This is a genomic window from Hamadaea sp. NPDC050747 (assembly GCF_040654195.1).
GTDB lineage: Bacteria > Actinomycetota > Actinomycetes > Mycobacteriales > Micromonosporaceae > Hamadaea.
The window spans coordinates 106308-130879 of the sequence record NZ_JBFAHM010000001.1; the positions used below are offsets into that span (position 1 = coordinate 106308).

Here is a 24572-nt window from a genome sequence, read left to right on the forward strand (position 1 = left end):
GGGGCCGCGCGGACAGGGCGGGGCCGCGCGGACAGGGCGAGGCCGCGCGGACAGGGCGAGGCCGCGCGGACAGGGCGAGGCCGCGCGGACAGGGCGAGGCCGCGGGGAGCGTTAGGACAGGAGGTCGTGGCGGATGATGTTCGCGTCGCGGCCTGGTCCGACTCCGATCATCGAGATCCGCGTGCCGCACAGTTCTTCCAGCCGGTGGATGTAGGACTGGGCGTTCGCGGGGAGGTCGGAGAACTCACGCACTTCGGAGATGTCTTCCCACCATCCCGGGAGGTTTTCGTAGACCGGGGTGGCGTGGTGGAAGTCGGTTTGCGTCATCGGGATGTCTTCGACGCGCTTGCCGTCGATCTCGTAGCCCACGCAGACGGGCACCTGGTCGAGGCCGCTGAGGATGTCGAGTTTGGTGACGACCAGGTCGGTGACGCCGTTGAGGCGCACGGCGTACCGGGCGAGGACGGCGTCGAACCAGCCGGTACGCCGGGGGCGGCCGGTGGTGGTGCCGTATTCCTGGCCCAGTTTGCGGATGCGTTCGCCCACTTCGTCGTGCAGTTCGGTGGGGAACGGGCCGGAGCCCACCCGGGTCAGGTACGCCTTGGCGACCGCGATGACCCGGTTGAGCCGGGTCGGTGGGATGCCGGTGCCGACGCAGGCGCCCGCCGCGATCGGGTTCGACGAGGTCACGAAGGGATACGTGCCGTGGTCGAGGTCGAGCATGGTGGCTTGGGCGCCTTCCATGAAGACCGTGTCGCCCCGGTCGAGCGCCTCCCAGAGGACCGAACGGGTGTCGGTGATCCACGGGCCCATGCGCTCGGCGTACCCCAGGTATTCCTGGTAGACGGCTTCGACGTCGATGGCCTTGCGGTTGTAGACCTTGACCAGAACCTGGTTCTTCTCGCGCAGGACGAGGTCCAGCTTCTTCCGGAGGATGCCGGGGTCGAGGAGGTCTTGGGCACGGATGCCCATCCGCGACACCTTGTCGCCGTACGCCGGGCCGATGCCGCGTCCGGTGGTGCCGATGCGGCCGGAGCCGAGGTATCGCTCGACGACCCGGTCGAGGGCCCGGTGGTGCGGCATGATCAGGTGCGCGTCCGCCGAGATCAGCAGGCGCTCGCAGTCGATGCCCCGTTCGGTGAGCCCGTCGACCTCGGCGAGCAGCACCTTCGGGTCGATCACGACGCCGTTGCCGATGACGATCTGGGCCGTCGGCGAGAGTACGCCGGAAGGCATGAGGTGCAGGGCGTACTTCTGGCCGTCCGGTGTGACGATGGTGTGTCCGGCGTTGTTGCCGCCGGAGTACCGGACGACGTACTGAACACGGTCGCCGAGCAGGTCGGTAACCTTGCCTTTGCCCTCGTCGCCCCATTGCGCGCCGATCAGCACTATCGCTGGCATCGCTGTCGCCTCCTCGGCGATATGGTCGTCCCCGTGCGGCGGCGACGCCGCCGGAGTGCGGCCGGTACCCAGGTGAGACGCGATCACGTCTACCCGGGGTGTCAGGCTAACAAGTCGATCAGGATCGGCGCGCGAAGGTGCGTCATCGCCCACGAAGGAGAGCGCCGTCGTGTATGACGTGGTCATCCTCACGCTGGAGGAGCCCCCATCGGGCTGCGGCGGCGACTGTGGCGCCTGCGGTCACGACGCCCCCAAGACTGCGGTCCGGACGCCTGTCCTGCACTGCGCCGACGCCCTCAAGCAGGCGGGCGCTCGGGTGGAGACCGTGACGGCGTACCACGACGAGGCGATCGACGAGGTGCTGGCGCGCTTCGACGCGCCCGAGGAGCCCGAGGGGCTGCGCCGGCCTGATCCCGACACCAAGGTCCGCCTGATCGTGGCGGTGGCGGCCGATTCCCAGCTCCGGCACGTGGTCCGGCGACTGGTTCGCCGGTACGCCCCGCCGCCGTCGAAGCGACCGGCGGACCTGCCCGCTGACCGGACGCTCCCCGATCTGCCCGCGCTGGGCGTACTCCCGCTTGATGCGAATGCCGGTGGAGACCTGGCCGCGCGCCTCGGCCTGCCGCGACAGCCCGCGGACGTCGCGCGAGCAGTGCTCGCGGACCGGGTGCGGCGGCTGGACCTCCTGCGCCAGGACGGCGGCTCGGTGGTGATCGACGGCGTGCTGCTCGGCGCGGCCGATCAGCACGGCCGGTCGGTGCCGTTCCGCGGCCGGGTGGAGGTCGACGACCTGGTGCTGACCGACGGCGCGGAGGACGTACTGGCCTGCGCGGTGACTGTCGCGGACGGCTACGCGCGGCTCGACGGCGTCGACCTGGTCGTCGCGCCGGATCCGGCCGACGGCGTGGTCGAGGTAGGCATCGCGGTTCCGGCCCTGGTCAAGCGACGGTTCGGCCGCGACGCCCACCGGATCGAGGTTCGCCGGGCGCGTGGGCGCGCGGTCTCGATCACACCGCGGCTCGCCGCCGAGGAGACGCTGCCCTTCGTGGAGGACGGCGTGACCGGCGAGCTGACCCGCAAGCGGTCGTGGTGGGTGGAGCGCCAGGCCTGGGCCGTGTACAGCTAGTCGCGAAATGATCACGAGGGGTGGCGCGCGCGCCCAGGATCGCTACCCTTGCCTGCGTGGATGAAGAATTCTGGCCCGAGGACGAGGAAGACGGGGCTCCGGCGCCGCGCCCCGGCGTCGGGTCCGTCTCGTCCGCACAACCAAGGGGTACGCCGAGAGCAGCGTCCCGGACTCCCCGGCCGGATGGGGCCTGGCCAGGTCCGGAACAGGCGGCCGAGGCGGGCAGCGGACCAATGGCAGCGGCCCTGAACGCGCAACCCGCTCGACCGGCCCAGCCGGCGCTCCCCGCCCCGCCGGCTACCGCCCCGCCTTCCGCTACTGCGCCCACTCAGCCGACATCGTCCGACCCGGAACCGGCACTGGACGAGCCGGCGATCTACGCCCCACCGGCAGCGGACGCCGCGACCGCGCGGGCCGGAGTGCCGGTCGCCCTGCCGCAGCGCGTGAAGCCGAATCTCCCCACCCAGTACGTGCCGCCCATGCCGCAGGACCTCCCGCAGGCGCCGGAATCCGCTTGGGCCCAGCCGCCCTCGTCGCAGTACCCGATGGTCGGCCGGGGCGAAGCAGCCGACGTTGAGGCCCAGCCCCGGCCACAGATCCAGCCGCTCCACGGGGTGCCGCATCAGGTTCCGCCGGCGCCGATGCCGCGCCCGGTTTCTCCGGCAGCTCCGTCTTCGGCAGCTTCTCCATCTTCTCCGGCTTTTGGGGCGGCTTCGGCTTCTTCGGGTTTTCCGGCTGACGGGCCGGGCTTCGCTGGGCCGCCCGCGTACTGGCCGCAGCCGCCGGCCGAGGAACCCGTCTACCACTACGAGGCGGACCTCGAGCACTACGAGGCGGACCTCGAGCCGACTGCGTCACCAGAGCTGCCGCCGTCCCCCGGGTATTCGCCTTCTTCGGAGTACCCGCCTGCTCCGGACTTCGCGCCGCCCCCGGAGATTTCGCCGACCGGGTTCTCGCCCGCCCGGGAGTCCTCGCCGGCCGGATCACCCGACGTCGAGAGCGGGTGGACGCCCGACCATCCGCCTCAGGAGCCCTACCGACTCGGCCCGCACCAGCAGCCCGGACCCGCCGTACGCCCGATCACCGCCGAGGAGTTCGCGCGGCGGCGTACCGAGCGACGACCGGAGCCGCAGGCCGAACGGGGTTTCCGCGGCGGGCTGCGCAAATCGACGTTCGGCCTGATCACCCTGCCGCCGGGCCGCCGGGAGCAGGAGTACCTGGCCGACGTCGACCTCGTCCGGCGCAACTTCGGCGGGCTACGCCAGATCACGGTGGTCAACCCGAAGGGCGGCGCGGGCAAGACGGTGGCCGTCCTGATGCTCGCGATGACGTTCGGTCAGCGTCGCGGCGGCTACGTACTGGCCTGGGACAACAACGAGACCCAGGGCACCCTGGGGATGCGGGCGCAGCAGGACTTCCACTCGCGTACGGTCCGGGACCTGCTCCGCGACCTGCACCTGTTCCAAGGTTCGCAGGGACGCGTCGGCGACCTGTCCCACTACGTACGCGGCCAGGGCGAAGGCATGTTCGAGGTGCTCGCCTCGGACGAGTCGGCGACCGCCGGCGAGATGCTGACCGAGGTCGCCTTCGGCGACATCCGTGACGTCGTCAGCCGGTTCTACAAGATCATCGTGGTGGACACCGGCAACAACGTACGCGCCCCGAACTGGCAGGCCGCCGTCGACGCGACCGATCAGCTCGTGGTGACCATGTCGGCCCGCAACGACTCCGCCGAGACGGCGGCGCGCATGCTGGACCACTTGGAGCAGACCGGCCGCGTACGCACAGTGCGCAACGCCGTCACCGTCATCTCGATGCCGCAGAGCCAGCGAGAACTCGACGTGCCCAGCATCGAACGGCACTTCGCGTCGCGTACGCGAGCCGTGCTGCGCGTGCCGTACGAGCGGATCATCGACACCGGCGAGCCGATCGCGTACACCCGGCTGTCGGCGTCCACCGCCGACGCCTGGCTGAAAGTCGCCGCCGCCGTAGCCGCAGGCCTCTGACCCCACCCCCTCTCGCCCCCCTCTCGCCCCCCTCGCCCCCCGCTCGCCCCGCTCACCCCCGCTCGGCCCTCACCCGCCTCGCCCCGCTCACCCCCGCTCGGCTCGTTGATCATGGAGTTAACTGAGGTCTCGCCGATGTGTCGAGGTGGTCAACTCCATGATCAACGATCGTGCCGAACGTTCCACATCGTTCGGCTATCCACAATCCGGAGTCACGCTCGGCTGCCCTCGACCGAGCGCGCGACGCAAAGTGGCGCATGCCATGGACCCGAACGGCCTGGGATACCGCCCAGCGACAGAACTGGATCCTCACCGCCGCACAAGCCCTGGACTCGGGACTTGGGCGTACCGAGATAGAGCGGCTGGTTCGATCGGGACGATGGCGGCGGCTGTTTCGCGGCGTATACCTCATCCAGGGCGACACGATGGCCGCCGATCTCGCCGATGAGATCCTCATCCGCGCGGCTCACCTCGCGCTTGGCCCGCACTCGGTGGCGGTTCGCAAGACCGCCGCGCTCCTCCATCACATTCCTGGCTGGCAGGCCACGGGGACTCCCCTGGAGTTCGCCATACCGCCTCAGGCGGCCGCGCCGAAGCGGATCCTCGACCGCAGCATCAAGATCCACCAATGGACGCTGCCGCTGGAACAGATCGAGCACGTTGCCGGCATTCCCGCGACGAATCCGCTGCGGACGGTCAGCGACATCCTTCTCACCACCCGTCGAATGGAGGCGATCGCCACCCTGGACGCGGCATTGAATCGCAAGGTGCTCACGACCGAGGACCTTGATCGTCTGCTCTCCTCCTTCTATCGCCGACGCGGTGCCGTGCTCGCTCGGGCTTTCGCCGCCGAAGCTGACGCCCGGGCGGAGTCTCCTTTGGAATCCATCGGCCGGCTTCGCCTCGTGGACGGCGGCGTACCTCCAGATGATCTGCAGGTCGACATCTTCGCGGAGGACGGTCGCTTTCTCGGACGCGCAGACATGCTGTGGCGCCGGCCGCGGTTGATCGCCGAAGCGGACGGGGCGGCATTCCACGATCGGCCAGAGGCCCTTTATCGAGACCGGCGCCGCCAGAACGATCTTGTTCGGGCCGGATACCGCGTCGTTCGGTTCACCTGGGACGACGTCACGCGACCGAGCTACCTTCCAGCGCTGATCCAATCCATGATCAACCAACGTCCGCCCCGTTGATCATGGAGTTTCCGGTCCCGACACACCGACGACACCACAGTTAACTCCATGATCAACGGGGCGAGACGGGGTGGGGGGTGGGGGTGGGGTGGGGGGTGGGAGGGGCAAGGGGGTGGCAGGGGGGGTCCCGGTAGGGTCGGGGGATGCGCGTACTCGTCATCGGGACTGGGGGGCGCGAGCACGCCCTCGCTGCTTCGCTCGCCCGGGATCCGGCGGTCTCCGAGGTGGTGGCCGCGCCCGGGAATCCGGGGATCGCCCAGGTCGCCCGGTTGGCTGAGGTGGATCTGATGGATCCGGCGGCGGTGGCGGAGCTTGCCGTGCGGGAGGGTGCAGATCTCGTCGTGATCGGCCCGGAGGCGCCGCTGGTCGCCGGGGTCGCCGACGCCGTCCGCGAGCGGGGCGTTCCGACGTTCGGCCCGTCCAAGAGCGCCGCGCAGTTGGAGGGGTCCAAGACGTTCGCGAAGGACGTCATGGTCGCCGCGAGCGTGCCGACCGCCGGTGCGGTGACCGCCGAGTCCGAGGAGCAGGTCGCCGCGGCACTCGACGCGTTCGGGGCGCCGTATGTCGTCAAGAACGACGGTCTGGCGGCGGGCAAGGGCGTCGTCGTGACGGATGATCGCGAGCTGGCGGTCCGGCATGCCCGTGAGTGTGGTCGGGTGGTGATCGAGGAGTTCCTCGACGGCCCGGAGGTCTCCCTGTTCGTCGTGACGGACGGCGAGGCCGCCGTGCCGCTGCTCCCGGCGCAGGATTTCAAGCGCATCGGTGACGGCGACACCGGCCCCAACACGGGCGGCATGGGCGCTTACGCTCCGCTGCCGTGGGCCGACGCCGACCTGGTCCCCACGGTCATGCGTACCGTGGTCGAGCCGACGCTGGCCGAGATGCGGCGCCGGGGCACGCCGTTCGCCGGGCTGCTCTACGTCGGGCTCGCGATCACCGCGGCCGGGCCCAAGGTCATCGAGTTCAACGCACGCTTCGGCGACCCTGAGACCCAGGTCGTGCTCAGCCTGCTGGAGACGCCGCTGGCCGGGCTGCTGCTCGCCGCCGCGTCCGGCTCACTCGCCGCGCATCCCCCGCTGTCCTGGTCCGCGGACAGCGCGGTCACCGTCGTGGTCGCGTCCGCGGGCTACCCGGCCCAGCCGCGGCTCGGCGACGTGATCACCGGCGCCGAAACCGCGGGGGTCTTTCACGCGGGCACAGGGGTACGCGACGGAGCACTGCTCTCGACGGGCGGCCGAGTGCTGGCGTGCACTGCGACCGGACGTGACCTCGCCGAGGCGCGGCTCAACGCGTACCACTTGGTCGAGCAGATCAAGATGGACGGCATGCAGTTCCGCACGGACATCGCTCTGAAGGCCGCCGGGAGTTAGCCCGCGAGGGCGTCCGCGGCCGCCGGATCGCAGTCGCGCAGGAATTGGGCGCAGCGGGCGGCCTCGTCGGCCTCGCCGATGGCGTCGGCCGCCACGGCCAGCAGGTGCAGGCAGCGCAGGAAGCCGCGGTTGGGCTCGTGTGCCCACGGCACCGGGCCCGAGCCGCGCCAGCCGGCCTTGCGCAGCTGGTCGAGCCCTCGGTGATAGCCGGTACGCGCGAAGGCGTAGCCGGTGACCGGTTCGCCGTTCGTGAGCGCCCGAGCGGCGAGGGCGGCCCACGCGGCCGAGGAGGCGGGGTGGTTGGCCGCCACCGTGGCCGGGTCGAGGTCGGCCGTGAGATCGGCCGCGGCCGGGTCGGCGGGCAGCAGGGTGGCCGGGGGTTCGGGCAGCAGGTTTTGCATGATCTCCAACCTACCCGAGCGCCCGCGCTCGCCTTCAGGAAATGTAATAGCCGAGGATGCCGGCGACCGCATGCACGGTCCCCGATCCTCCGTTGTAGACGGTGATCTACGCCGTTAGATGCCCCGCCCGCGTCGGCTGGGTCGCGGTCAGATTGACGACGACCGCGGTGACGGCGGTGGCGCGGGGGATGCCGTAGCACCCGGCGGCAAGTACGCCCTGGTCATGGACTCGGTTGACGTGGTTGCCCCGGCGGGTGCCCCCGTTCGGCGCGATCTCGCCACGCGTTCGGATGAGCGGGCCGTCCCGCGAGCGGCCGGTACTGGTCGTCGCGCAAGCCGCGTATAACTGGAGGTCCGGAGCCTCCCCAGGACCCGGTAAGCGAGGCCCGGCGGTTCACCGCCGGGCCTCGTCCCTCCTCGGACCCCGCACTGGAACCGACGGGGCTTTCCGCCGGGACCGGGCAGGGACTCCCGCTGGGACCGGACGAACGCTTCCCGGTGGAACCGGGCGGCTAGGATTCGGCGCGTGTCACCGACGCCCCGGCCCGAGGTCATCACGCCGATCGACCACAGCCCCGACGAGATCGAGTCCTTCGAGGAGCTGCGGCTTCACGTCGAGCGAGGCACGCTGTCCCGGTTGACGGTGCAGGGGCTGGATCTGCACGAGATCGACTTGGCCGACGTGGAGGTCGCCGACGCGCTGTTCGTCGGCTGCGCCCTGCGGGACGGTCAGGTCTTGGAGCTGATCCGGCGCGGGGCGCATGTCGTCCCGGTTTTCCCGGACACGCCGTTCCCGACTCAGCCGTCGCAGTTGTACACGCCGGACGAGTTGGCCGCGGGGTTCGCCGCGGGCGGCTTCGACGCGATGTACGACACCGTCGTCTACCGGCATTATCTGGACCGGGGCGGGGCCAACCCGGATCTGCGGGAGGCGCTGGCTCAGCGGATCCACGACCACGGCATCGAGAACGCGTTGGCCGGAGTGTCCGCCGGCTGGATCGAACGGCACGGCGCGGCGAGCGTCGTCGGGATCATGGGCGGGCACGCCGAGAATCGCGGTTCGCCGGGCTACCGAGATGCGGCCGCACTGGCCTGGCGCCTGGCGCGGGCCGGCCGTTTGGTGCTCACCGGTGGCGGCCCCGGTGTCATGGAGGCCGCCAATCTGGGGGCGTACCTGGCCGGGCGGTCGCTGGACGAGCTGACGGCGGCGATCGACGATCTCGCCGCCGAACCGGACTTCCACGCCGCGCAGGACTACACGGCGGCGGCGCTGCGCGTACGGGACGTCTATGCCCCGCCGCCGTCGGCGAGCTGGGAGCAGGCCGGCGGCTTGGCCATTCCGACGTGGTTCTTCGGGCACGAGCCGGCCAACCTGTTCGCGGCCCGGATCGCCAAGCTGTTCAGCAACGCCGCTCGCGAGGAGGTCATCCTCAAGTTGTCGCGGGGCGGCATCGTGTTCGCCCCGGGCCGGGCCGGCACGGTGCAGGAGGTTTTCCAGGCGACCACGATGACGTTCTACGGGACCGTCAGCCCGTCCGGACCCTACGTGTTCCTCGGCCGTCGATTCTGGACGGAGGAGCTGCCGGTCGCCTCACTGCTCGCGCCGCTGCTGCGGAGCTCACCGCTGGGCGACCTGAGCGACCTCATCCACGTCACCGACGACGTCGACGAGGCCGCTGAGCTCTTGCTCGACTGACGCTCGCACACGATGGGTATGCTCGCCCCCGTGACGACCCCCGAGCCCGCCCCGCGTTCCCGGCTGATGCTGTGGATCGGGTTGCCGCTCGTCGTGGTCCTGCTCAGCTGTCTGGGCGCGGCCGCGGGCGCGCTGCTGGCCCGGCGCGACGCGCGATCCGGCGATCCGACCGCGCTCGACGTCACGACCACGCCGTCCGGTTCCGCTTCGCCGAGCGCCCGGTCCGCGCGTTCGGTTGTGGTACGCCTGCCGAAGACCCTGCTCGGGCGAGCGAAGACGACCGACAAGACGCTGCTGGAGTCGGCGGAGAAGGCCGCCGCCACGCAGCGCGCCGCCGAGGCGGCCACCAGTCAGGTCGCGTCGACCTACTACGGGTCCTTCGCCAAGAAGAACGTCGTCTTCGTGCTCGCCGTCCAGGGCGTCGTCGTCGACCCCGACCATCTCTTCACGACGGTCACCTCGGCGTTGGAGAGCCAGCGCAAGGGTTTGACGCTCACCGAGGTCGCGCCCGGACCGCTGGGCGGGCGGGCCGCCTGTGGTGACTCGACTGTTTCGGGTGGCGCGGTCGCCTCGTGCGTCTGGGTCGACTCCGGGTCCTACGCGTTCATCGAGTTCTTCGGGATGAAGGCGGCGGCGCTGAAGGATCAGTTCGTCAAGGCACGCGGTCAGTTGGAGACGGCGGGCTACTAGGCGATCGGGATTCGGGTCCAGCGGCCGACCGGCAGGACCACCTCGGGTTCGCCGGAGATCCCGTTCTCGTCCATCGCGTTGAACAGCTCCAGGCGTACGCCGTCGAAGATCAGCTCGACGGCGTGTAGCGCGGTCGGGCGCCAGTGCGCCGACATCACCCGTTCGATGAGGTTGACGGCTCGCAGTACGCGGCCGCGCGCCTCGACGACGGTGGGATGGGTGTCGCTCCACCAGTCCAGCCGCAGCCCGGGCCAGTCGACCGGAGCCTGCATGTCGATGGTGTCCCAGCTGATCGCGCACTCGTCGAACTTGCGGTGCGTGATCTCGATGTTGGCGTCGGGGAAGCCGAGGACCACCGGGCCGCTGGTGAACCAGGCGTGCGCGTCGAGGTCCCACATCAGCCAGGAGCCCACCAACGGCTGGCCGATGACCTCCTGGAAGCGTGCGCGGTGGGCGGCCGCCAGGGCCTGGGCGTCGTGATGCCAGATCGGCTCGTATCCCTCGATTCCCAGCACGATCGACCCTCCCCCCAACCGACTATGGACCGGACGATCCTACCCAATCAGGCACAAAAAACGGGGGCGCACACCTGTGGCGCGGCCCCCGTTATAGAACGATCAAGCAATCACTTGCCGAGCGAGGTCCCGACCGAGCGGAGCTGCTGGCAGGCCTCGACGACGCGGGCGGACAGACCGGCCTCGGCCGACTTGCCCCACGAGCGCGGGTCGTAGAGCTTCTTGTTGCCGACCTCGCCCTCGACCTTCAGCACGCCGTCGTAGTTCTTGAACATGTGGTCCACGACCGGGCGGGTGAAGGCGTACTGCGTGTCGGTGTCGATGTTCATCTTCACCACGCCGTAGTCCACCGCGTCGCTGATCTCCTGCGGCAGGGAGCCCGAACCGCCGTGGAAGACCAGGTCGAACGGCTTCTCCTTGCCGTACTTGGCGCCGACGGCGTCCTGGATCTCCTTGAGGATCTCCGGCCGCAGCTTCACGTTGCCCGGCTTGTAGACGCCGTGCACGTTGCCGAAGGTGAGCGCCGCCATGTAGCGGCCCTTCTCGCCGATGCCCAGCGCCGCCGCGGTGGCCAGACCGTCCTCGATCGTGGTGTACAGCTTCTCGTCGATCGCGCCGACGACACCGTCCTCCTCGCCGCCGACGACGCCGATCTCGACCTCGAGGACCACCTTCGCGGCCGCGGTCAGGGCGAGCAGCTCCTCCGCGATCTGGAGGTTCTCGGCCAGCGGCACCGCGGAGCCGTCCCACATGTGGGACTGGAACAGCGGGTTCTCGCCCTTCTGGACGCGCTCGGTGGAGATCGCCAGCAGCGGCCGGACGAACTTGTCGAGCTTGTCCTTCGGGCAGTGGTCGGTGTGCAGCGCGATGTTCACGCCGTAGTTCTTCGCGACCTCGTGGGCGAAGGCGGCGAGCGCGACGGAGCCGGTGACCATGTCCTTGACGGTCGGGCCGGACAGGTACTCACCGCCACCGGTGGAGACCTGGATGATGCCGTCGCTCTCCGCCTCGGCGAAGCCCCGAATCGCCGCGTTGAGGGTCTGGGAAGACGTCACGTTGATCGCCGGGTAGGCGAAGGCGCCGGCCTTGGCGCGATCGAGCATCTCGGCGTAGATCTCGGGTGAGGCAATAGGCATCTCTGCTGCTCCTAGCCGTTGAACTGCGGGGACCGCGCTGTCCTTCGTCATCTGGAGTATCGCGCATGCGGTGGCTCCGCACGCAGCCGGGCCTGTGAACCCGTAGGCTCAGGCGGCGATGCGCTCGTGCTTGCCGCGCTGCCGATTGCGCTTCTTCTCCTGGCGCGTACGCCACATCTCGATGAAGACCGGGATGAGGGAGATGAAGATGATGAGGAAGACGAAGGGCAGGATGTACTTGTCGATCTTGTCCGGCCCGCCGATGGCGTCGATGATCTCCTGGGCGAAGAAGTAGGCCGCCAGCAGGATGCCGTCGGTCCAGAGGATCGCGCCGACGCAGTTCCAGATGAAGAACTGCCGGGTCGGGACCTCGAGGACGCCGGCCACCGGGTTCATGAAGGTCCGCACGATCGGGATGAACCGGGCGAGCACGATCGCCTTGCGCGGCCCGAACTTCTGGAAGTAGTGCTCGGCCTTCTCGACGTACTCCCGCTTGAAGAGCTTCGAGTCTGGCTTGTCGAACATCTTGCGCCCGTAGCGCGCGCCGAGGAAATGCCCGAACTGGGCGCCGGCGATGGCGCAGAGCGGGGCGAAGATCAGCAGCGGGATGATCGGGATCTGCCAGCCGATGACCTCCGGCGCGGCCGACGACGCCGCGACGCCGGTCAGGAACAGCAGCGAGTCACCCGGGAAGAAGAAGCCGACCATCAGGCCGGTCTCGGCGAAGATGATCGCCAGTACGCCGACGAGAGCCCAACTCGGCCCCATCCACTCGAGGTAGTCCATCGGATTGAGCGGGTTGAATCCCATGGACTCACCGGCCGCCAGCACGCTCTCACTCGTCTTCACGCCGACCAAGGGTACCGGGCAAGCTTTTGCGATGTGACGCACGTCTAGTGAGGCGGAGGAGGTGGATGTGACCTACGAGGAGTTCGCGGCGACGCGTCTGGCATCCCTTGCCCGGTATGCCGTGATGCTGACCGGCGACGCCCACAGCGCTCAGGATCTCGTGCAAGAAACCATGGTGCGGGCTCAATTGCAGTGGCGGAAGGTCGGCCGCGCCGATTCGCCGGAGGCGTACGTCAAGCGCATGATGATCAACATCTACGTCGACTGGCGACGCGGTTCCTGGTGGCGGCGAGTGCTCCTGCGCTCGGACGCCGGCGCCGAGGTACGCGTACCGGCGGATCTCGCCGAAGGCGCGGCGAACCGGGACCTGGTCTGGCAGGCCTTGGCCCGGTTGCCCCGGCAGCAGCGGGCCGCGCTGGTCCTGCGGTTCTACGAGGATCTGCCGGACGCCGAGATCGCCGAGGCGCTCGGGTGCACCGTCGGCACCGCACGCGGCTACATCTCGAAGGCACTCGCCACGCTCCGCACCCGGATGACCCCGGGTCTCGTCTCAGGAGGATCACGGTGAACGAGGAGGACGTCCGGGCCGCGTTCGCCCGCCACGAAGCGGAGGCACCCGACGTGCAGGACTTGCGAGAGTCGATCGATCAAGAGGTACGCCGGAGGCGGCGGCGCCGCACGCGGGCGCTTACCGGCGGCCTCGCCGCCGCGGTGGCGCTGGCGATAGCGGTGCCGGTCTGGCTGGCCCAGCGAGCGGGGGTCACCCCGGCGGACGTGGCGAACGTCGCCGCGTCCGCAACCGGCCCCACCGCCCAGAGAGATCTGAATCTGCTCATCCTCGGTTCCGACAAGCGCGCGAGCTGGGGGGAGAACGAATCCCGGAGCGACACGATCCTGATCGTGCACATTCCGGCCGACCGGAAGAAGATCTACACGATCTCGATCGACCGAAACGTGATCGTGGACATCCCGGCGTTTTCCGCCAGCGGCTACCTCGGGGGGCGGGACAAGGTGAACTCCGCGTTCTACTTCGGTTCGCAGCACGGCGCCGGCTGGCAAGGTGGACTTCACCTCAGCGAGCAAACCTTGCGGCAGCTCAGCGGGGCGGTGTTCGACGGCGGCGCGGTCCTGGAGTACAGCTCGGTCCGGCAGATCGTCGACGCGCTCGGCGGCGTACAGGTCTGCCTGCCGGCCGCGATCACGCTCCGGCTGACCCAGCAGAAGCAGCCGGGCGACAAGGTCCTGCCGGCCGGCTGTCACACGGTGACGGGCAGCGACGCGCTCTTGTTGATGCGCACGCGGTACGGGCTGCCCAACGGCTCCTACGAACGGGACCGCAATCAGCAGCGCGTGCTCGTCGGTGTCGCGGCGAAGCTCGCCCAGCTGAACGTGCTCACCGACGCCGGTCGGCTCGCGAGTCTGCTCAAGGTCCAGGGCCTGCGGCTCGACCTCGGCGAGACCAGCCCGGTCGCGCTGGCGGCCCAGCTGAGCGGCCTGACCGCGGCCGACATCGTGCCGATGTCCTTGTCGAACACCTACGTCCGGTACGACGGCCCGGGCACCCAAAGCGGTGAGGGCCTCAGCGCCGAGGGCAAGGCACTGCTCGCGGCGCTCGGCAGCGGCACGCTGCCCGCTTTCGCCACCACCCACCCACAGCTCGTCCTCACTCGCTAGCCCTCGCCCACCTCGCCCGCCCGCGCGTGATCATTGCGCCGGCCATGTCGTTTCACTCGGCGAAATGTCCGCCGAAACAGCATGGCCGGCGCGATGATCACGCTTGAGCGGGTCAGGCCAGCAGCGCCTTCAGGAAGATCTGATCCAGCTGCCGCGCGTCGGTCAGGGGGAAGGCGCCGCCGCCGGTGATCTCCGCGATCTGCGTCAGTTCCGTCAGGTCCGCGGACCCGATGCCCAGCAGGATCACGCGGATCGGCCGCGCCACGTCCGCGAGCGCCTCCAGCTCCAGCTTCACCTTGGCCAGCGTCAGGCCGCCGGCCAGGTTGCTCCGGCCGTCGGTGAAGACCACGATCGTGTTCGAACGCTCCGGGTCATACGAGGCCTTCAACGACTTGTACGCGGAGAGCAGCGCTTCGAACAGCGGACACTCGTCGGTGCCGGCCAAGTGCGCCGACTGCATGGTCTGGTCGAGTTTCTGGCGCTGAGTCTTGTCCAGCGTGCCCATCTGGACGAGGGGCTGCGTACCCCGTCCCGCGAAGCCCCACAGCGCGAGCTGGCTGTCCGAAGTGAACAAGGTCAGCCCGTGGGTCGCCGACTCCTGCATCAGCTTCAGCCGGGTCTTGCCGGAGGCGTTCAGCGGCAGGCTCATAGACGAGGTCACGTCGGCCAGGGTGATGACCTTCGACGGCGTCTTGGCCGCCACCCAGATGCTGAGCGTCGTGCGTACGGAAGTCATGTCGGTCACCGGCTGCACGTGCGCCGGCGACGCGGTCACCCCGTGGCCGACGGTGAACCCCGGACCGGCCGCGCCCGACGGCGTACGCAGGCCGTGGCGGCCCAGCACGTCGGCGTACGCCTCACCGGTCAGCGCCGACCGGAACGCCTCGGCCGCCGTACGCACCTTCGGCGTCTTCTGGGCGAGGACGGCGTACGGGAAGTCCAATGTGGGTTCGACGGCCAGGGGGACGGCGGCCACCTTCACCGCCGGATTGCCCGCGTTGTACTGGATCACCGCCTGCTCGCTCAGCGGCGCCGCGCCGAGGCCGGTGGCGAATCCGGTGAACAGGTCCTTCGCGTCCGCGTACGCCTTGTCGGTGTTGACCCGGAGCCGGAACGCGCCGACGAGTCTGGGCAGATCCGAGTCCTCGGTGACGACGACGTCCTTGAGCAGCATCGCGCCAACGAGGCTCGCGGTGTCGCGGCGGGGATCGGTCATGCCGAGCTTCACCTTGCCGTCGGCCAGGATCGCGCCCATCGCCTTGGCGTCCAGTGCCCCGGTGCCGAGTTGCCGCGCCAACACCTCCGGCATCCCGACGACGACCGGGCTGATGGCCACCGACGGCGTCACCAGATCGAAGGCGTCCCGGTCGACCGCGCGTACGCGCCCGAGCCAGGCCGAGGAGTCGGGGATCCACACCGCCGGCAGGTCGGCCTCGGTGGGCGTGGGGACCGGGCTGCGCCCGATGTCCACCGTGCCACCGGAGTAGGTGCCGAGACCGTTGGCCATCTCGGCGGACGAGCGGGGCTGCACCTCGACCTTGACGCACGAGGCGGCGTCCTTGGCCGCCGTCTGCTGCCAGGAGTTGGCGATCTCGATGAGCGCCGGGGCGATCGCCGGATCCGCCGCGACGACCAGCCGCGTACCGGTGCTGGTGCCGCACCCGTCCGCGTCCGCCGTCACTGTCTTCACGGTTATTCCCAGGCCCAGCAGGAGCACGGTGGCTCCGGCTACCGCCAGGGTGAGCTGTCCCGGTCCACGCCGGGGGCGATGCCGCCCTGCCATGTCTCACCTCGTCGCGCGGCCCGGACCGGCTCCAACGGTGCCGGTGGGGAGACCGGTCGCGCTCGAAGCCCACAGCTTAGAGGCGAATGAATTTCGCGCAACACCCGGATCTCGGCCGGGTGAAGAACGCATTGGAATACGACGAAGGGAGCGCCTCGCTCGCAGGCGCTCCCTTCGGTGATGCCGTAGTTCGTCGGAATCGTTTGCGCGATTCGCCGACGAAGTTCAGCGGGCCTTCTTCGTGGCGCGCTTCCGAGGCGGCGTCAGCAGCTCGGCCACGGTGGCGATCGCCGACGGAACCAGGCTGTAGTAAGCCCAGACACCGCGCTTGTCCCGGTTGAGCAGACCGGCCTCGGTCAGGATGCGCAGGTGGTGGCTCACAGTGGGCTGGGACAGACCGAGCGGAGCGGTCAGGTCGCAGACGCAGGCCTCACCCTCCGGCGCGGACTGGATGAGGCTCAGCAGGCGCAGGCGGGCCGGGTCGGCCAGAGCCTTGAGGACCCCGGCGAGGCGCTCCGCGTCCGCCTTCTCGATGGGCTCACCGGCGAGCGGCGAGACGGGGGGCAATGGGTTATCCACCAGGGCAGTTCCCACTTACTCCATCCTTCCAAGTGAACAATTGACTTGTCTGCATATTAGCAGGTCCAAGTCTAAAGATGTGCTACCGACTCAATCCGAGGTCGGACAGGGTGAAAGCGGCGCGGTACGGCAGACCAGCTGCTCGAACCGCATCGCCGGCGCCTCGATCGACAATAACCGCAACGCCGATCACTTCCGCACCGGCCTCCCGCAACGCGTCGACAGCGGTAAGAACGCTACTCCCCGTAGTCGAGGTGTCCTCCACAGCGACGACCCGGCGACCGGCGACGTCTGGTCCCTCGATCCGGCGCTGCAGCCCGTGTGCCTTGCCCGCCTTGCGTACGACGAACGCGTCGACCGGTCGATCCGTGCCGGCGCTGGCGTGCAACATCGCCGCCGCGACCGGGTCCGCGCCGAGCGTCAGGCCGCCGACGGCGTCGTATTCCCAGTCGGAGACGAGGTCCAGCAGAACCCGTCCGACCAGGGGAGCACTGGCGTGGTGCAAGGCGATGCGGCGCAGATCGAGGTAGTAGTCGGCCTCCGCTCCGGACGAGAGGATCACCCGTCCATGCACCACCGCTAGGTCAGTGATGAATTTACGGAGGTCTTCGCGATCCGACATGCTGCCGACTGTACCGCATGCCACCTGGGAGTCTTACTGGGAGTCACCGACAGTCCGGCCCATGCTCTTCGCTCCACGCGGCATGACGCGGTGCAACACGGCCCGCGGCGTGATCTTCAGGGCGCCGACGGCGACCTTGTAGCGGACGCTCGGCACGCTGACGAGCTTGCCTTTTTGCAGGTCACGCATGCCCTGCCGGACGACGTCGGTGGCGCGGAGCCAGACGAAGCCCGGCATCTGATGCGCCGCGATCCCGGCGCGCTCATGAAATTCGGTACGCGTGAATCCGGGGCACAACGCCATGACGCGTACGCCCCGGTGTTTGACGAGCATGCCGACCGCTTCGCTGAAACTCGTCACCCATGCCTTGCTGGCCGGATAGGTCGAACCCGGCATTGTCGCGGCGAATCCGGCGACCGATGAGACGTTCACGATCGCGCCTTTTCCACGCTCCACCATCTTCGGGAGCGCGGAATGAGTGAGACGCATCACTGCGACGATGTTCAGGTTCAGCAGATGAAGTTCATCCTCTACATCGGACTTAAGGAAGGACTTGTTGAGTCCGAGTCCCGCATTGTTCACGAGCAGGTCGATCGGTTCGGTTGTGAGCACCTGTTCGACCGCGGCCAGCCCCGCCGGCTTCGTCAGGTCGGCCGGGACCGCCGTCGCGCGTACGCCATGTTCTTGAGAAAGCTCCGCGCAGAACGAGTCGAGCCGCGCAGCGTCCCGGGCGACCAGGATGAGGTCCATGCCCGCGGCCGCGCGGTCGCGGGCGAACGCGGCGCCGATGCCGGCCGTGGCACCAGTGATCAGAGCGGTCGGCGCCATGGCGTCATCCTCACGTCGTGGGAGCGGGTGGCTGCCACCCCGGGATGACCTTGCGGAAGAAGGCGTTCGCGGCCGGCATCGCGAGAAGTATGGCTACCGCGAGGTAACCGAGCAACTGGAGCACCGCGGCCGTTCCCCCGAACCCGACCTGCCAGCCCGGCACGGCGTCGGCCATCGCGCGCGCCAGATCCACCTGTTCCTGGGCCTGCTGGTCGCCTTCGACGTTGATCCGGTCGAGGTTGGCGAGGAAGATGAGCCCGACGCCGCTGCAGCACGAGCACAGGGCGCCGAGGCCGCACAGCACCCAGGTGGTGATCCGGGCGGCATTGCTGCCCTTGAGCAGGAAGTACGCCAGAGCCAACAGCACGAGGGCGATCAGCAGACCGATCACCCCGCCGAGGATCGTCTGCACGCGCAGCTGGGTGATCTGGTCGTCGATCTTCTGCGGCGATACGCCGAGGCCGTCGGCCAGGACGCGGAACCGGTCGACGGTGGATCCCAGCGAAGCGAGGCTGACGATCCCGTTGATCAGGCCGAGGAGCCCGAGCACGAACAGGACGATCGCGGCGGTGACGACGACCGCCGGCGCTTTGCGGACCGGCTGCACCGCCGGCGGGCCGTAGCTCGACATGAACCATCCCCCCGAGTCAGTTCTAACAGGACGAAACTAACCCGAGGGGATGGGATGGCGCAGACGTTTCGGCAGGTCAGGTCGTGGGATACGTCGGATACGGCGGGGCCCACCCGGCGTTCGGGGCAGGCTTGCGGAAGTACGCGTTGGCCGCCGGGAGCGCCAAGAGGATGACGACAGCCAGCGCGATCAGCGCCTGCAGTGCGCTCAGCGAGATGGAGACGGGCTGAACCCAGCCCGGCGTGGCCGCTTCCAGCCGACGCTGAAGCTCCTCGGGGTCCACACCGTTGCTGGTGGACTGACCGCTGAACGACATGCCGGAGCCACCGGTGGCGGCGCCGGCTCCGGCACAGCACAGGAGCAGCCCGGCCATGACCCAGGTGATGATCCGGGCGGGCTGCTTGCCCTTGAGGTCGAGGATGCCCAGCGTGATGAAGCCGGCCGCGAAGATCACGACGATGAGCGCGCCGAACCCGATGGCGACGCCCATGATCGCGCCGGCGGAGTCCTCCATCGGCGTGCCCTTGTAGACCTCGGGGAACACGTCGCCCATCGCCTGGTAGGTCGGGATGCTGACGAGCAGCCCGATGACCTGGAGCGCGGCGAGCAGGTAGAGCAGGAAACCGGCGGTGGTCACCACGGCCGGACGCGGGGGTCGCTCCGGTTCCACCACGGCGACCGGGGGTGGGGGTGGCAAGGTCATGCGCCACACCGTACCCAACCGGGGCTATTTTCTCAGGCCCAGCTCACAGGTCCATCAGAGCGGCCCTGGCGGCGCTGTACGCCGTCACGACGTCCCGCACCGGAGCGATCACATAGGACTCCGCCACTCGGGCGTACTCGGCCTTCGTCCGGCGGTCCTTCTCCTCCTGCGCCTTCCGGCCGAGTCCGGGCACCACCGCGCCGACCGCCCGGCGCCATCCGCCGCCCTTGTCGAAGGCGTTGACCCGTTCGGACGCGCGCTCCAGGGCGGCGGGCAACTCGGCGGCCCGCAGGGTCGCGGCCTCCGTGATCGCCTCGAACCACACCTTGGGCAGCCCGTACGCCGCATGCTGCGCGTACTGCTCGGCCGCCTCGATCAGGCGCTCCTTCGAGCCGTTCGCCCGGTGGAAGCCGTCGGCCAGGACGGACGGGCTCACGACCGGAGCCGGGCCGCCGAACAGCTCGACGAGGTCTTCCAGGACGACGACGAGGTCGGCGTCGAGCCGCTCCAGCACCGCCCGGCGCCCGGCCACCGACGGTTCGAGCAGCTCGCGGAGTTGGCGGATGCCGGCGAAGCCGGGAATCCCCGCGCCGGTCGCGGCGAGCGGGCCGGACCGCGCCGGGTCGGGCTTGCGGAAGGTCGACCGCGGTCGCGCCGGCGGACCGGGGACCTCGTCCGTCGCCGACGTGGCCACCAGCGGCACATCGGTCAGGCCGCCCTCGTCGAGCAGCCGCCGAAGATCGGTCGCCACCTGCGGCAGGTTCGCCGGGAGCAGCCGGTCGGTCTGGTTCAGCGCGACGATGAAGCCACCCCGGCTGGTCGCCAGCCGCCGCAGATACCCGTCGTGGACGACCAGATCGGAGTACTTCTGCGGGTCGGTCACCCAGACCACGACGTCGACCAGTTCGAGCAGACGGTCGACCTCCGCCCGGTGCGCGGGCTGGATGGAGTCGACGTCGGGCAGATCGAGCAGGACCATGCCACGCAGGCCCACCTCGTCGTCGCCGTCCAAGGCCGACTCCCGGGTGAACCGGCGACGGGGCTGCACCCCGAGCCAGTCGAGCAGCGCCTCGCCACCGTCGCGATCGCCCCAGACACACGCGTACGCCTCGGCCGTGGTCGGCCGCAGGACGCCGACGGGCGACCGGTCCAGCGAGGTGAAGGCGTTGAACATGCTGGACTTGCCGCTGCCCGTCGTCCCGGCGAGCGCCACGGTCGTATGCGAGAGGGACAGCTCCAGGCGCGCCGAAGCGCGGGCCGCCGCCGCCCGGGCGATCGCCAGCCGATCCGCGGGCAGGTAGGGACCCGCCGTGTCGAGGACGGCTCGGAGGGTGTCGACCTTGGCGTGCACCGACGACGGCGTCGGTGCTGCGTCGGCCCGCTGGGCGCCCCCCGCGCGATCCGGCGTCAGCCGGGCGGTCTTCCTGCTCATAGTGTGACAGTCTCCCCGACGTCTGAACCCTGCGGAATGTCAGCCGCGGGCCGTTCCGGTCGCCCGTTCGGCTGACCGTTAGACGTCGAGGATTGGACCACACCCGTCGCGCCCTCGGCATCGCGGTCGGCCGCGATCGAGGTGACGTCGGCGGTTTCCGCCTCCGGTTCCGCCGGTTGCCGTTCTCCGGCCACGGCGATCGTCTCCCGCTCCGGCGCCTCGGCCGGCGTCGCGGAGGCGGTCTGCCCGGTCTTCTCGGAGGCGAACTGCCCGGTCATGTCGGAGGCGGACTGCTCGCTCTTCTTTGGGGCGGGCTGCCCATCGGTCTTCTCGGGGGCGGGCTGCCCGGCGACGACCGCCGCGAGCCAGCCGCGCAACGGCGCCACCAGGTCGTCGGGCAACATGCCCTGCCGATCGAGGCGGGTCTCCGGGATCAGGAACAACGGCGGCTCGGGCGGGCCGAGCAACTCCCGCATGTGGTCCACGATGTCGTACGCGAAACCGGCGGGCACGCGGTCGAGGATGATGCCGAGCGCGACCTGTCGTTCCCGCGCGGCGCGCAGCCGGGCCCAGGCGGCCGCGTCGGCGTAGCGGGACGCGGTCGTGACGAAGAGCCACAGGTCGGCCGCGGCGAGCACCCGATCCGCGGCGGCCCGGTCGACCTCGCCGACCGAGTCGGTGTCGGGCGCGTCCACGAGCGCGATGCCCTCCGGCATCACCGGGGCGCAGATGGGACGCAGGCCGTGGCGGCGGACCGTCGCCCAGTCGCGGGGATTACAGACCAGCACCGGCTGGCGGGTGGTCGGGCGGAGCACCCCGGCTGCACTGACGGGCGCCCGGACCAGGCTGTTGAGCAGCGTCGACTTACCCGCGCCGGTGGGTCCGCCGACCACCGCGAGCAGGGGAGCCTGGGCCGCGCCATAAGTCACGCAGACCAGACTAGACTGCCGTACGCCGATGTGACTTGACTGTGAAAGACTCAACCCTCGGCTTGACGATGGGCGTGCGTGTGTCAGTATTGAGTCCGGTTCACTCAACTTAGACTCAAGTACCTGCTGGATACCTGGAGGAACACGACATGGCACGTGCGGTCGGCATCGACCTGGGGACGACCAACTCGGTGGTCAGCGTCCTGGAGGGTGGCGAGCCCACCGTCATCGCGAACGCCGAGGGCTCCCGCACGACCCCCTCGATCGTGGCGTTCGCCAAGAACGGCGAGGTGCTCGTCGGCGAGGTGGCCAAGCGCCAGGCCGTCACCAACCCCGACCGGACGATCCGGTCGGTCAAGCGGGAGATGGGCACCAACTGGACCATCGACATCGACGGCAAGAAGTACACCCCGCAGGAGATCTCCGCGCGGGTGCTCATGAAGCTCAAGCGCGACGCCGAGGCGTACCTGGGTGAGAACATCACCGACGCGGTGATCACGGTTCCGGCGTACTTCAACGACGCCCAGCGGACCGCCACCAAGGAGGCCGGCGAGATCGCGGGCTTCAACGTCCTGCGGATCGTCAACGAGCCCACCGCGGCCGCCCTGGCATACGGGCTGGACAAGGGCACCAAGGAGCAGACCGTTCTGGTCTTCGACCTGGGTGGCGGTACCTTCGACGTCTCCCTCCTGGAGCTGGGCGAGGGTGTCATCGAGGTCAAGTCGACCGCCGGTGACAACCACCTCGGCGGCGACGACTGGGACGACCGGGTCATCGACCACCTGATCAAGACCTTCCGCGGGCAGTACGGCATCGATCTGAGCGCCGACAAGATGGCCATGCAGCGCCTCAAGGAGGCGGCGGAGAAGGCCAAGATCGAGCTGTCGGCCGCCCAGACCACCAGCATCAACCTGCCCTACATCACGGCCGGCCCGGACGGCCCGCTGCACCTGGACACCTCGCTCACCCGGGCCGAGTTCCAGCGGATCACCCAGGACCTCCTGGACCGCTGCAAGACCCCGTTCGAGCAGGCGATCCGCGACGGCGGCGTCAAGGTCGCCGACATCGACCACGTGATCCTGGTCGGCGGTTCGACCCGGATGCCCGCCGTCTCCGAGCTGGTCAAGCAGCTGACCGGCGGCCGCGAGGCGAACAAGGGCGTCAACCCGGACGAGGTCGTCGCGGTCGGCGCGGCCCTGCAGGCCGGTGTGCTGAAGGGTGAGGTCAAGGACGTCCTGCTCCTCGACGTGACCCCGCTGAGCCTGGGCATCGAGACCAAGGGCGGCATCTTCACCAAGCTCATCGAGCGGAACACGACGATCCCGACCAAGCGTTCGGAGATCTTCACGACCGCCGACGACAACCAGCCCTCAGTGCTCATCCAGGTCTTCCAGGGCGAGCGCGAGATCGCGGCGTACAACAAGAAGCTCGGCACCTTCGAGCTGACCGGCCTTCCGCCGGCGCCGCGGGGCGTACCGCAGATCGAGGTCACCTTCGACATCGACGCCAACGGCATCGTCCACGTCAACGCCAAGGACCTGGGCACCGGCAAGGAGCAGTCGATGACGATCACCGGCGGCTCGGCGCTGCCGAAGGACGACATCGACCGCATGATGCGTGACGCGCAGGAGCACGCCGACGAGGACAAGCGTCGCCGGGACGAGGCGGAGACCCGCAACGTCGCCGAGCAGCTCCAGTGGCAGACCGAGAAGTTCCTCGCCGAGAGCGGTGACAAGCTGCCCGCCGAAGCGAAGGACAAGCTGAACGACGCGCTCACCGAGCTGCGGTCGGCGCTCGGCGGCACCGATCTGGAGAAGATCAAGACGGCGCACGAGAACCTCGCCCGCGTCTCCTCCGAGGCCGGTTCGCTGCTCTACGGACAGAACGCTCAGGGTGCGGCGGCGGGCGGCGAGTCCGCCGGTGGCCCGGGCGCGACCGGCGGCGGTCAGGAGGACGTCGTCGACGCCGAGATCATCGACGAAGACGGGAAGAAGTGACCGACCGCGACGGCAAGTCCCCGGCGGAGCAATCCGCCGGGGTCGACCCTCGCTCGGCCCGGCGAGAGCCGGGAGGTCGAGGGCGAGACCCTGATGGTCCAGTTGCCGAACGAATCGTGATCCGGGACAAGCGGAAGATCACTCCGATGGGAGACGCGGCCGGGAAGGGCAAGCCCGCGTCGCAGAAGGACGGAGCGACCATGCCTACGCCAAAAGACTCGGCGGCCGAGACCACCGAGCCGGCGGAGACCACGACCGAGACCGCCGAGACCGTCGCCGAATCCCCCGCCGACGCGGCTGATTCGGCTACCGCCGCCTCGCCGGACGCTGCGGCGGCCGCAGACGGTTCAGCGGACGCCTCGGAGACCTCGTCGGAATCCACGGAGAGTCCGGCGGACGCCTCGGCGGTGACCGAGACGTCGGCGGCGGAGACTCCGGCCGAAGCCGAGCCGGCCGAGGCGGCCGAGCCCGCGGAGGCGCCGGCGGCGAAGGCGGCCGCCGAGGAGGAGGACGGTTCGGGGCCGCTGGGGGCGGAACTGGAGATGCTGCGCAAGCAGCTCGACGAGGCTCAGGTCGACATCAAGCGGGTGGCGGCGGAGTACAAGAACTACCGCGATCGGGTCAAGCGCGACCAGGCGGCCGCGTCCGAGGTGGCGGTAGCGGGAGTGCTGTCCGCGCTGCTGCCCGTGCTGGACGACCTGGACCGGGCGCGCGACCACGGCGACCTGACCGGGCCGTTCGGCTCCGTGGCCGAGCAGCTGCTGACAGTGGTGGGCAAGTTCGGCCTCAGCGCGTTCGGGGCGAAGGGCGACGCCTTCGACCCGAACCTGCACGAGGCGGTCGCGCATCTGCCGTCGCCGGAGGTCACCGAGGAGACCTGCATCGACGTCCTGCGCCGCGGCTACATGCTGGGCGACCGGTTGCTGCGACCGGCGATGGTCGCCGTCGCCGCACCGGAGTAAGAACTACGAAACACGGGGGATCACGCGGGTCCCGCCGGCAACGGCGGGA

Annotated in this window: 23 protein-coding genes; 10 read left to right on the forward strand and 13 right to left on the reverse strand. The window is 69.6% G+C overall.

Going from position 1 to position 24572, the window contains the following annotated elements:
* Window positions 1–111 precede the first annotated feature (111 nt).
* Entirely contained in the window at window positions 112–1401 is a 1290-nt protein-coding gene (locus AB0H43_RS00560; RefSeq protein WP_359994274.1) for an adenylosuccinate synthase, read from the reverse strand.
* 169 nt (window positions 1402–1570) lie between these two features.
* On the opposite strand from AB0H43_RS00560, the gene AB0H43_RS00565 reads away from it, so the two are divergent.
* The 4 genes from AB0H43_RS00565 (at window position 1571) to purD (ending at window position 7096) form a co-directional block, all read left to right on the forward strand.
* Complete coding sequence (locus tag AB0H43_RS00565) at window positions 1571–2527, forward strand: hypothetical protein (RefSeq protein WP_359994277.1); 957 nt, start codon at window positions 1571–1573, stop codon at window positions 2525–2527.
* Window positions 2528–2760: 233 nt separating this feature from the next.
* Complete coding sequence (locus AB0H43_RS00570; protein ID WP_359994280.1) at window positions 2761–4533, forward strand: chromosome partitioning protein; 1773 nt, start codon at window positions 2761–2763, stop codon at window positions 4531–4533.
* Window positions 4534–4790: 257 nt separating this feature from the next.
* On the forward strand, window positions 4791–5726 hold the full coding sequence (locus tag AB0H43_RS00575; RefSeq protein ID WP_359994282.1) for a type IV toxin-antitoxin system AbiEi family antitoxin domain-containing protein: 936 nt from the start codon (window positions 4791–4793) through the stop codon (window positions 5724–5726).
* A 143-nt stretch (window positions 5727–5869) separates the two neighbouring features.
* Window positions 5870–7096 carry a phosphoribosylamine--glycine ligase gene (gene purD, locus AB0H43_RS00580; protein WP_359994285.1) on the forward strand — a complete coding sequence of 409 codons (1227 nt, stop codon included), beginning with the start codon at window positions 5870–5872 and terminating at the stop codon, window positions 7094–7096.
* Here the strand turns inward: purD and AB0H43_RS00585 are convergent.
* On the reverse strand, window positions 7093–7497 hold the full coding sequence (locus AB0H43_RS00585; RefSeq protein WP_359994288.1) for a DUF3151 domain-containing protein: 405 nt from the start codon (window positions 7495–7497) through the stop codon (window positions 7093–7095). The two genes, purD and AB0H43_RS00585, sit on opposite strands and share 4 nt — an antisense overlap.
* Before the next feature lie 526 nt (window positions 7498–8023).
* Here AB0H43_RS00585 and AB0H43_RS00590 point away from each other — a divergent pair.
* Window positions 8024–9193: a hypothetical protein gene (locus tag AB0H43_RS00590; protein ID WP_359994291.1), complete on the forward strand. Its 1170-nt coding sequence runs from the start codon at window positions 8024–8026 to the stop codon at window positions 9191–9193.
* Window positions 9194–9223: 30 nt separating this feature from the next.
* On the forward strand, window positions 9224–9883 hold the full coding sequence (locus AB0H43_RS00595; RefSeq protein ID WP_359994294.1) for a hypothetical protein: 660 nt from the start codon (window positions 9224–9226) through the stop codon (window positions 9881–9883).
* On the opposite strand, the gene AB0H43_RS00600 is transcribed toward AB0H43_RS00595, so the two are convergent.
* From AB0H43_RS00600 to AB0H43_RS00610, 3 genes are all read right to left on the reverse strand, one after another.
* Window positions 9880–10398: a hypothetical protein gene (locus tag AB0H43_RS00600; RefSeq protein WP_359994297.1), complete on the reverse strand. Its 519-nt coding sequence runs from the start codon at window positions 10396–10398 to the stop codon at window positions 9880–9882. The genes AB0H43_RS00595 and AB0H43_RS00600 overlap by 4 nt on opposite strands.
* A gap of 110 nt (window positions 10399–10508) precedes the next feature.
* Window positions 10509–11534, reverse strand: a complete 1026-nt coding sequence (fbaA, locus tag AB0H43_RS00605) for a class II fructose-bisphosphate aldolase (protein ID WP_359994300.1) — start codon at window positions 11532–11534, stop codon at window positions 10509–10511.
* Window positions 11535–11642: 108 nt separating this feature from the next.
* The gene (locus AB0H43_RS00610; protein ID WP_359995694.1) at window positions 11643–12344 is read right to left on the reverse strand and encodes a VTT domain-containing protein; all 702 of its coding nucleotides are present in this window, start codon (window positions 12342–12344) and stop codon (window positions 11643–11645) included.
* A gap of 106 nt (window positions 12345–12450) precedes the next feature.
* Between AB0H43_RS00610 and AB0H43_RS00615 the strand changes: the two genes are divergently transcribed.
* Entirely contained in the window at window positions 12451–12951 is a 501-nt protein-coding gene (locus AB0H43_RS00615) for a SigE family RNA polymerase sigma factor (RefSeq protein ID WP_359994303.1), read from the forward strand.
* On the forward strand, window positions 12948–14057 hold the full coding sequence (locus tag AB0H43_RS00620) for an LCP family protein (protein WP_359994306.1): 1110 nt from the start codon (window positions 12948–12950) through the stop codon (window positions 14055–14057). The genes AB0H43_RS00615 and AB0H43_RS00620 overlap by 4 nt, the downstream gene beginning before the upstream one ends.
* Window positions 14058–14169: 112 nt before the next feature.
* On the opposite strand, the gene AB0H43_RS00625 is transcribed toward AB0H43_RS00620, so the two are convergent.
* From AB0H43_RS00625 to AB0H43_RS00660, 8 genes are all read right to left on the reverse strand, one after another.
* Window positions 14170–15840 (reverse strand): substrate-binding and VWA domain-containing protein, encoded by a 1671-nt coding sequence (locus tag AB0H43_RS00625; protein WP_359994309.1) that lies wholly within the window; start codon window positions 15838–15840, stop codon window positions 14170–14172.
* Window positions 15841–16065: 225 nt separating this feature from the next.
* The gene (locus AB0H43_RS00630) at window positions 16066–16434 is read right to left on the reverse strand and encodes a metalloregulator ArsR/SmtB family transcription factor (RefSeq protein WP_253758988.1); all 369 of its coding nucleotides are present in this window, start codon (window positions 16432–16434) and stop codon (window positions 16066–16068) included.
* Between the two features lie 67 nt (window positions 16435–16501).
* Window positions 16502–17041: an orotate phosphoribosyltransferase gene (gene pyrE / locus AB0H43_RS00635; RefSeq protein WP_359994313.1), complete on the reverse strand. Its 540-nt coding sequence runs from the start codon at window positions 17039–17041 to the stop codon at window positions 16502–16504.
* A 33-nt stretch (window positions 17042–17074) separates the two neighbouring features.
* On the reverse strand, window positions 17075–17869 hold the full coding sequence (locus AB0H43_RS00640) for an SDR family oxidoreductase (protein WP_359994316.1): 795 nt from the start codon (window positions 17867–17869) through the stop codon (window positions 17075–17077).
* Window positions 17870–17879: 10 nt separating this feature from the next.
* On the reverse strand, window positions 17880–18500 hold the full coding sequence (locus tag AB0H43_RS00645) for a hypothetical protein (RefSeq protein ID WP_359994319.1): 621 nt from the start codon (window positions 18498–18500) through the stop codon (window positions 17880–17882).
* 76 nt (window positions 18501–18576) lie between these two features.
* Complete coding sequence (locus tag AB0H43_RS00650) at window positions 18577–19203, reverse strand: hypothetical protein (RefSeq protein WP_359994322.1); 627 nt, start codon at window positions 19201–19203, stop codon at window positions 18577–18579.
* Between the two features lie 43 nt (window positions 19204–19246).
* Window positions 19247–20635, reverse strand: coding sequence for an ABC transporter (locus tag AB0H43_RS00655; RefSeq protein ID WP_359994325.1), 1389 nt, complete (start codon window positions 20633–20635; stop codon window positions 19247–19249).
* Window positions 20632–21564 carry a GTPase gene (locus AB0H43_RS00660; protein ID WP_359994328.1) on the reverse strand — a complete coding sequence of 311 codons (933 nt, stop codon included), beginning with the start codon at window positions 21562–21564 and terminating at the stop codon, window positions 20632–20634. Before AB0H43_RS00660 ends, AB0H43_RS00655 begins: the two co-directional genes overlap by 4 nt.
* Before the next feature lie 149 nt (window positions 21565–21713).
* Here AB0H43_RS00660 and dnaK point away from each other — a divergent pair, with 149 nt between their 5' ends.
* Window positions 21714–23561 carry a molecular chaperone DnaK gene (gene dnaK, locus AB0H43_RS00665; RefSeq protein WP_359994331.1) on the forward strand — a complete coding sequence of 616 codons (1848 nt, stop codon included), beginning with the start codon at window positions 21714–21716 and terminating at the stop codon, window positions 23559–23561.
* 200 nt (window positions 23562–23761) lie between these two features.
* Window positions 23762–24523 carry a nucleotide exchange factor GrpE gene (gene grpE / locus AB0H43_RS00670; RefSeq protein ID WP_359994334.1) on the forward strand — a complete coding sequence of 254 codons (762 nt, stop codon included), beginning with the start codon at window positions 23762–23764 and terminating at the stop codon, window positions 24521–24523.
* The last annotated feature ends 49 nt before the right edge of the window (window positions 24524–24572 follow it).

What these genes read in the sequence shown, in the direction of transcription:
- dnaK (WP_359994331.1), top strand. Translation starts at nt 21,714, where the DNA reads ATGGCACGTGCGGTCGGCATCGACCTGGGGACGACCAACTCGGTGGTC.
- AB0H43_RS00560 (WP_359994274.1), bottom strand. Translation starts at nt 1,401, where the DNA reads ATGCCAGCGATAGTGCTGATCGGCGCGCAATGGGGCGACGAGGGCAAA.
- AB0H43_RS00650 (WP_359994322.1), bottom strand. Translation starts at nt 19,203, where the DNA reads ATGACCTTGCCACCCCCACCCCCGGTCGCCGTGGTGGAACCGGAGCGA.
- pyrE (WP_359994313.1), bottom strand. Translation starts at nt 17,041, where the DNA reads ATGTCGGATCGCGAAGACCTCCGTAAATTCATCACTGACCTAGCGGTG.
- AB0H43_RS00610 (WP_359995694.1), bottom strand. Translation starts at nt 12,344, where the DNA reads ATGGGATTCAACCCGCTCAATCCGATGGACTACCTCGAGTGGATGGGG.
- AB0H43_RS00640 (WP_359994316.1), bottom strand. Translation starts at nt 17,869, where the DNA reads ATGGCGCCGACCGCTCTGATCACTGGTGCCACGGCCGGCATCGGCGCC.
- AB0H43_RS00575 (WP_359994282.1), top strand. Translation starts at nt 4,791, where the DNA reads ATGCCATGGACCCGAACGGCCTGGGATACCGCCCAGCGACAGAACTGG.
- AB0H43_RS00625 (WP_359994309.1), bottom strand. Translation starts at nt 15,840, where the DNA reads ATGGCAGGGCGGCATCGCCCCCGGCGTGGACCGGGACAGCTCACCCTG.
- purD (WP_359994285.1), top strand. Translation starts at nt 5,870, where the DNA reads ATGCGCGTACTCGTCATCGGGACTGGGGGGCGCGAGCACGCCCTCGCT.
- AB0H43_RS00655 (WP_359994325.1), bottom strand. Translation starts at nt 20,635, where the DNA reads ATGAGCAGGAAGACCGCCCGGCTGACGCCGGATCGCGCGGGGGGCGCC.
- AB0H43_RS00585 (WP_359994288.1), bottom strand. Translation starts at nt 7,497, where the DNA reads ATGCAAAACCTGCTGCCCGAACCCCCGGCCACCCTGCTGCCCGCCGAC.
- fbaA (WP_359994300.1), bottom strand. Translation starts at nt 11,534, where the DNA reads ATGCCTATTGCCTCACCCGAGATCTACGCCGAGATGCTCGATCGCGCC.
- AB0H43_RS00645 (WP_359994319.1), bottom strand. Translation starts at nt 18,500, where the DNA reads ATGTCGAGCTACGGCCCGCCGGCGGTGCAGCCGGTCCGCAAAGCGCCG.
- AB0H43_RS00570 (WP_359994280.1), top strand. Translation starts at nt 2,761, where the DNA reads ATGGCAGCGGCCCTGAACGCGCAACCCGCTCGACCGGCCCAGCCGGCG.
- grpE (WP_359994334.1), top strand. Translation starts at nt 23,762, where the DNA reads ATGCCTACGCCAAAAGACTCGGCGGCCGAGACCACCGAGCCGGCGGAG.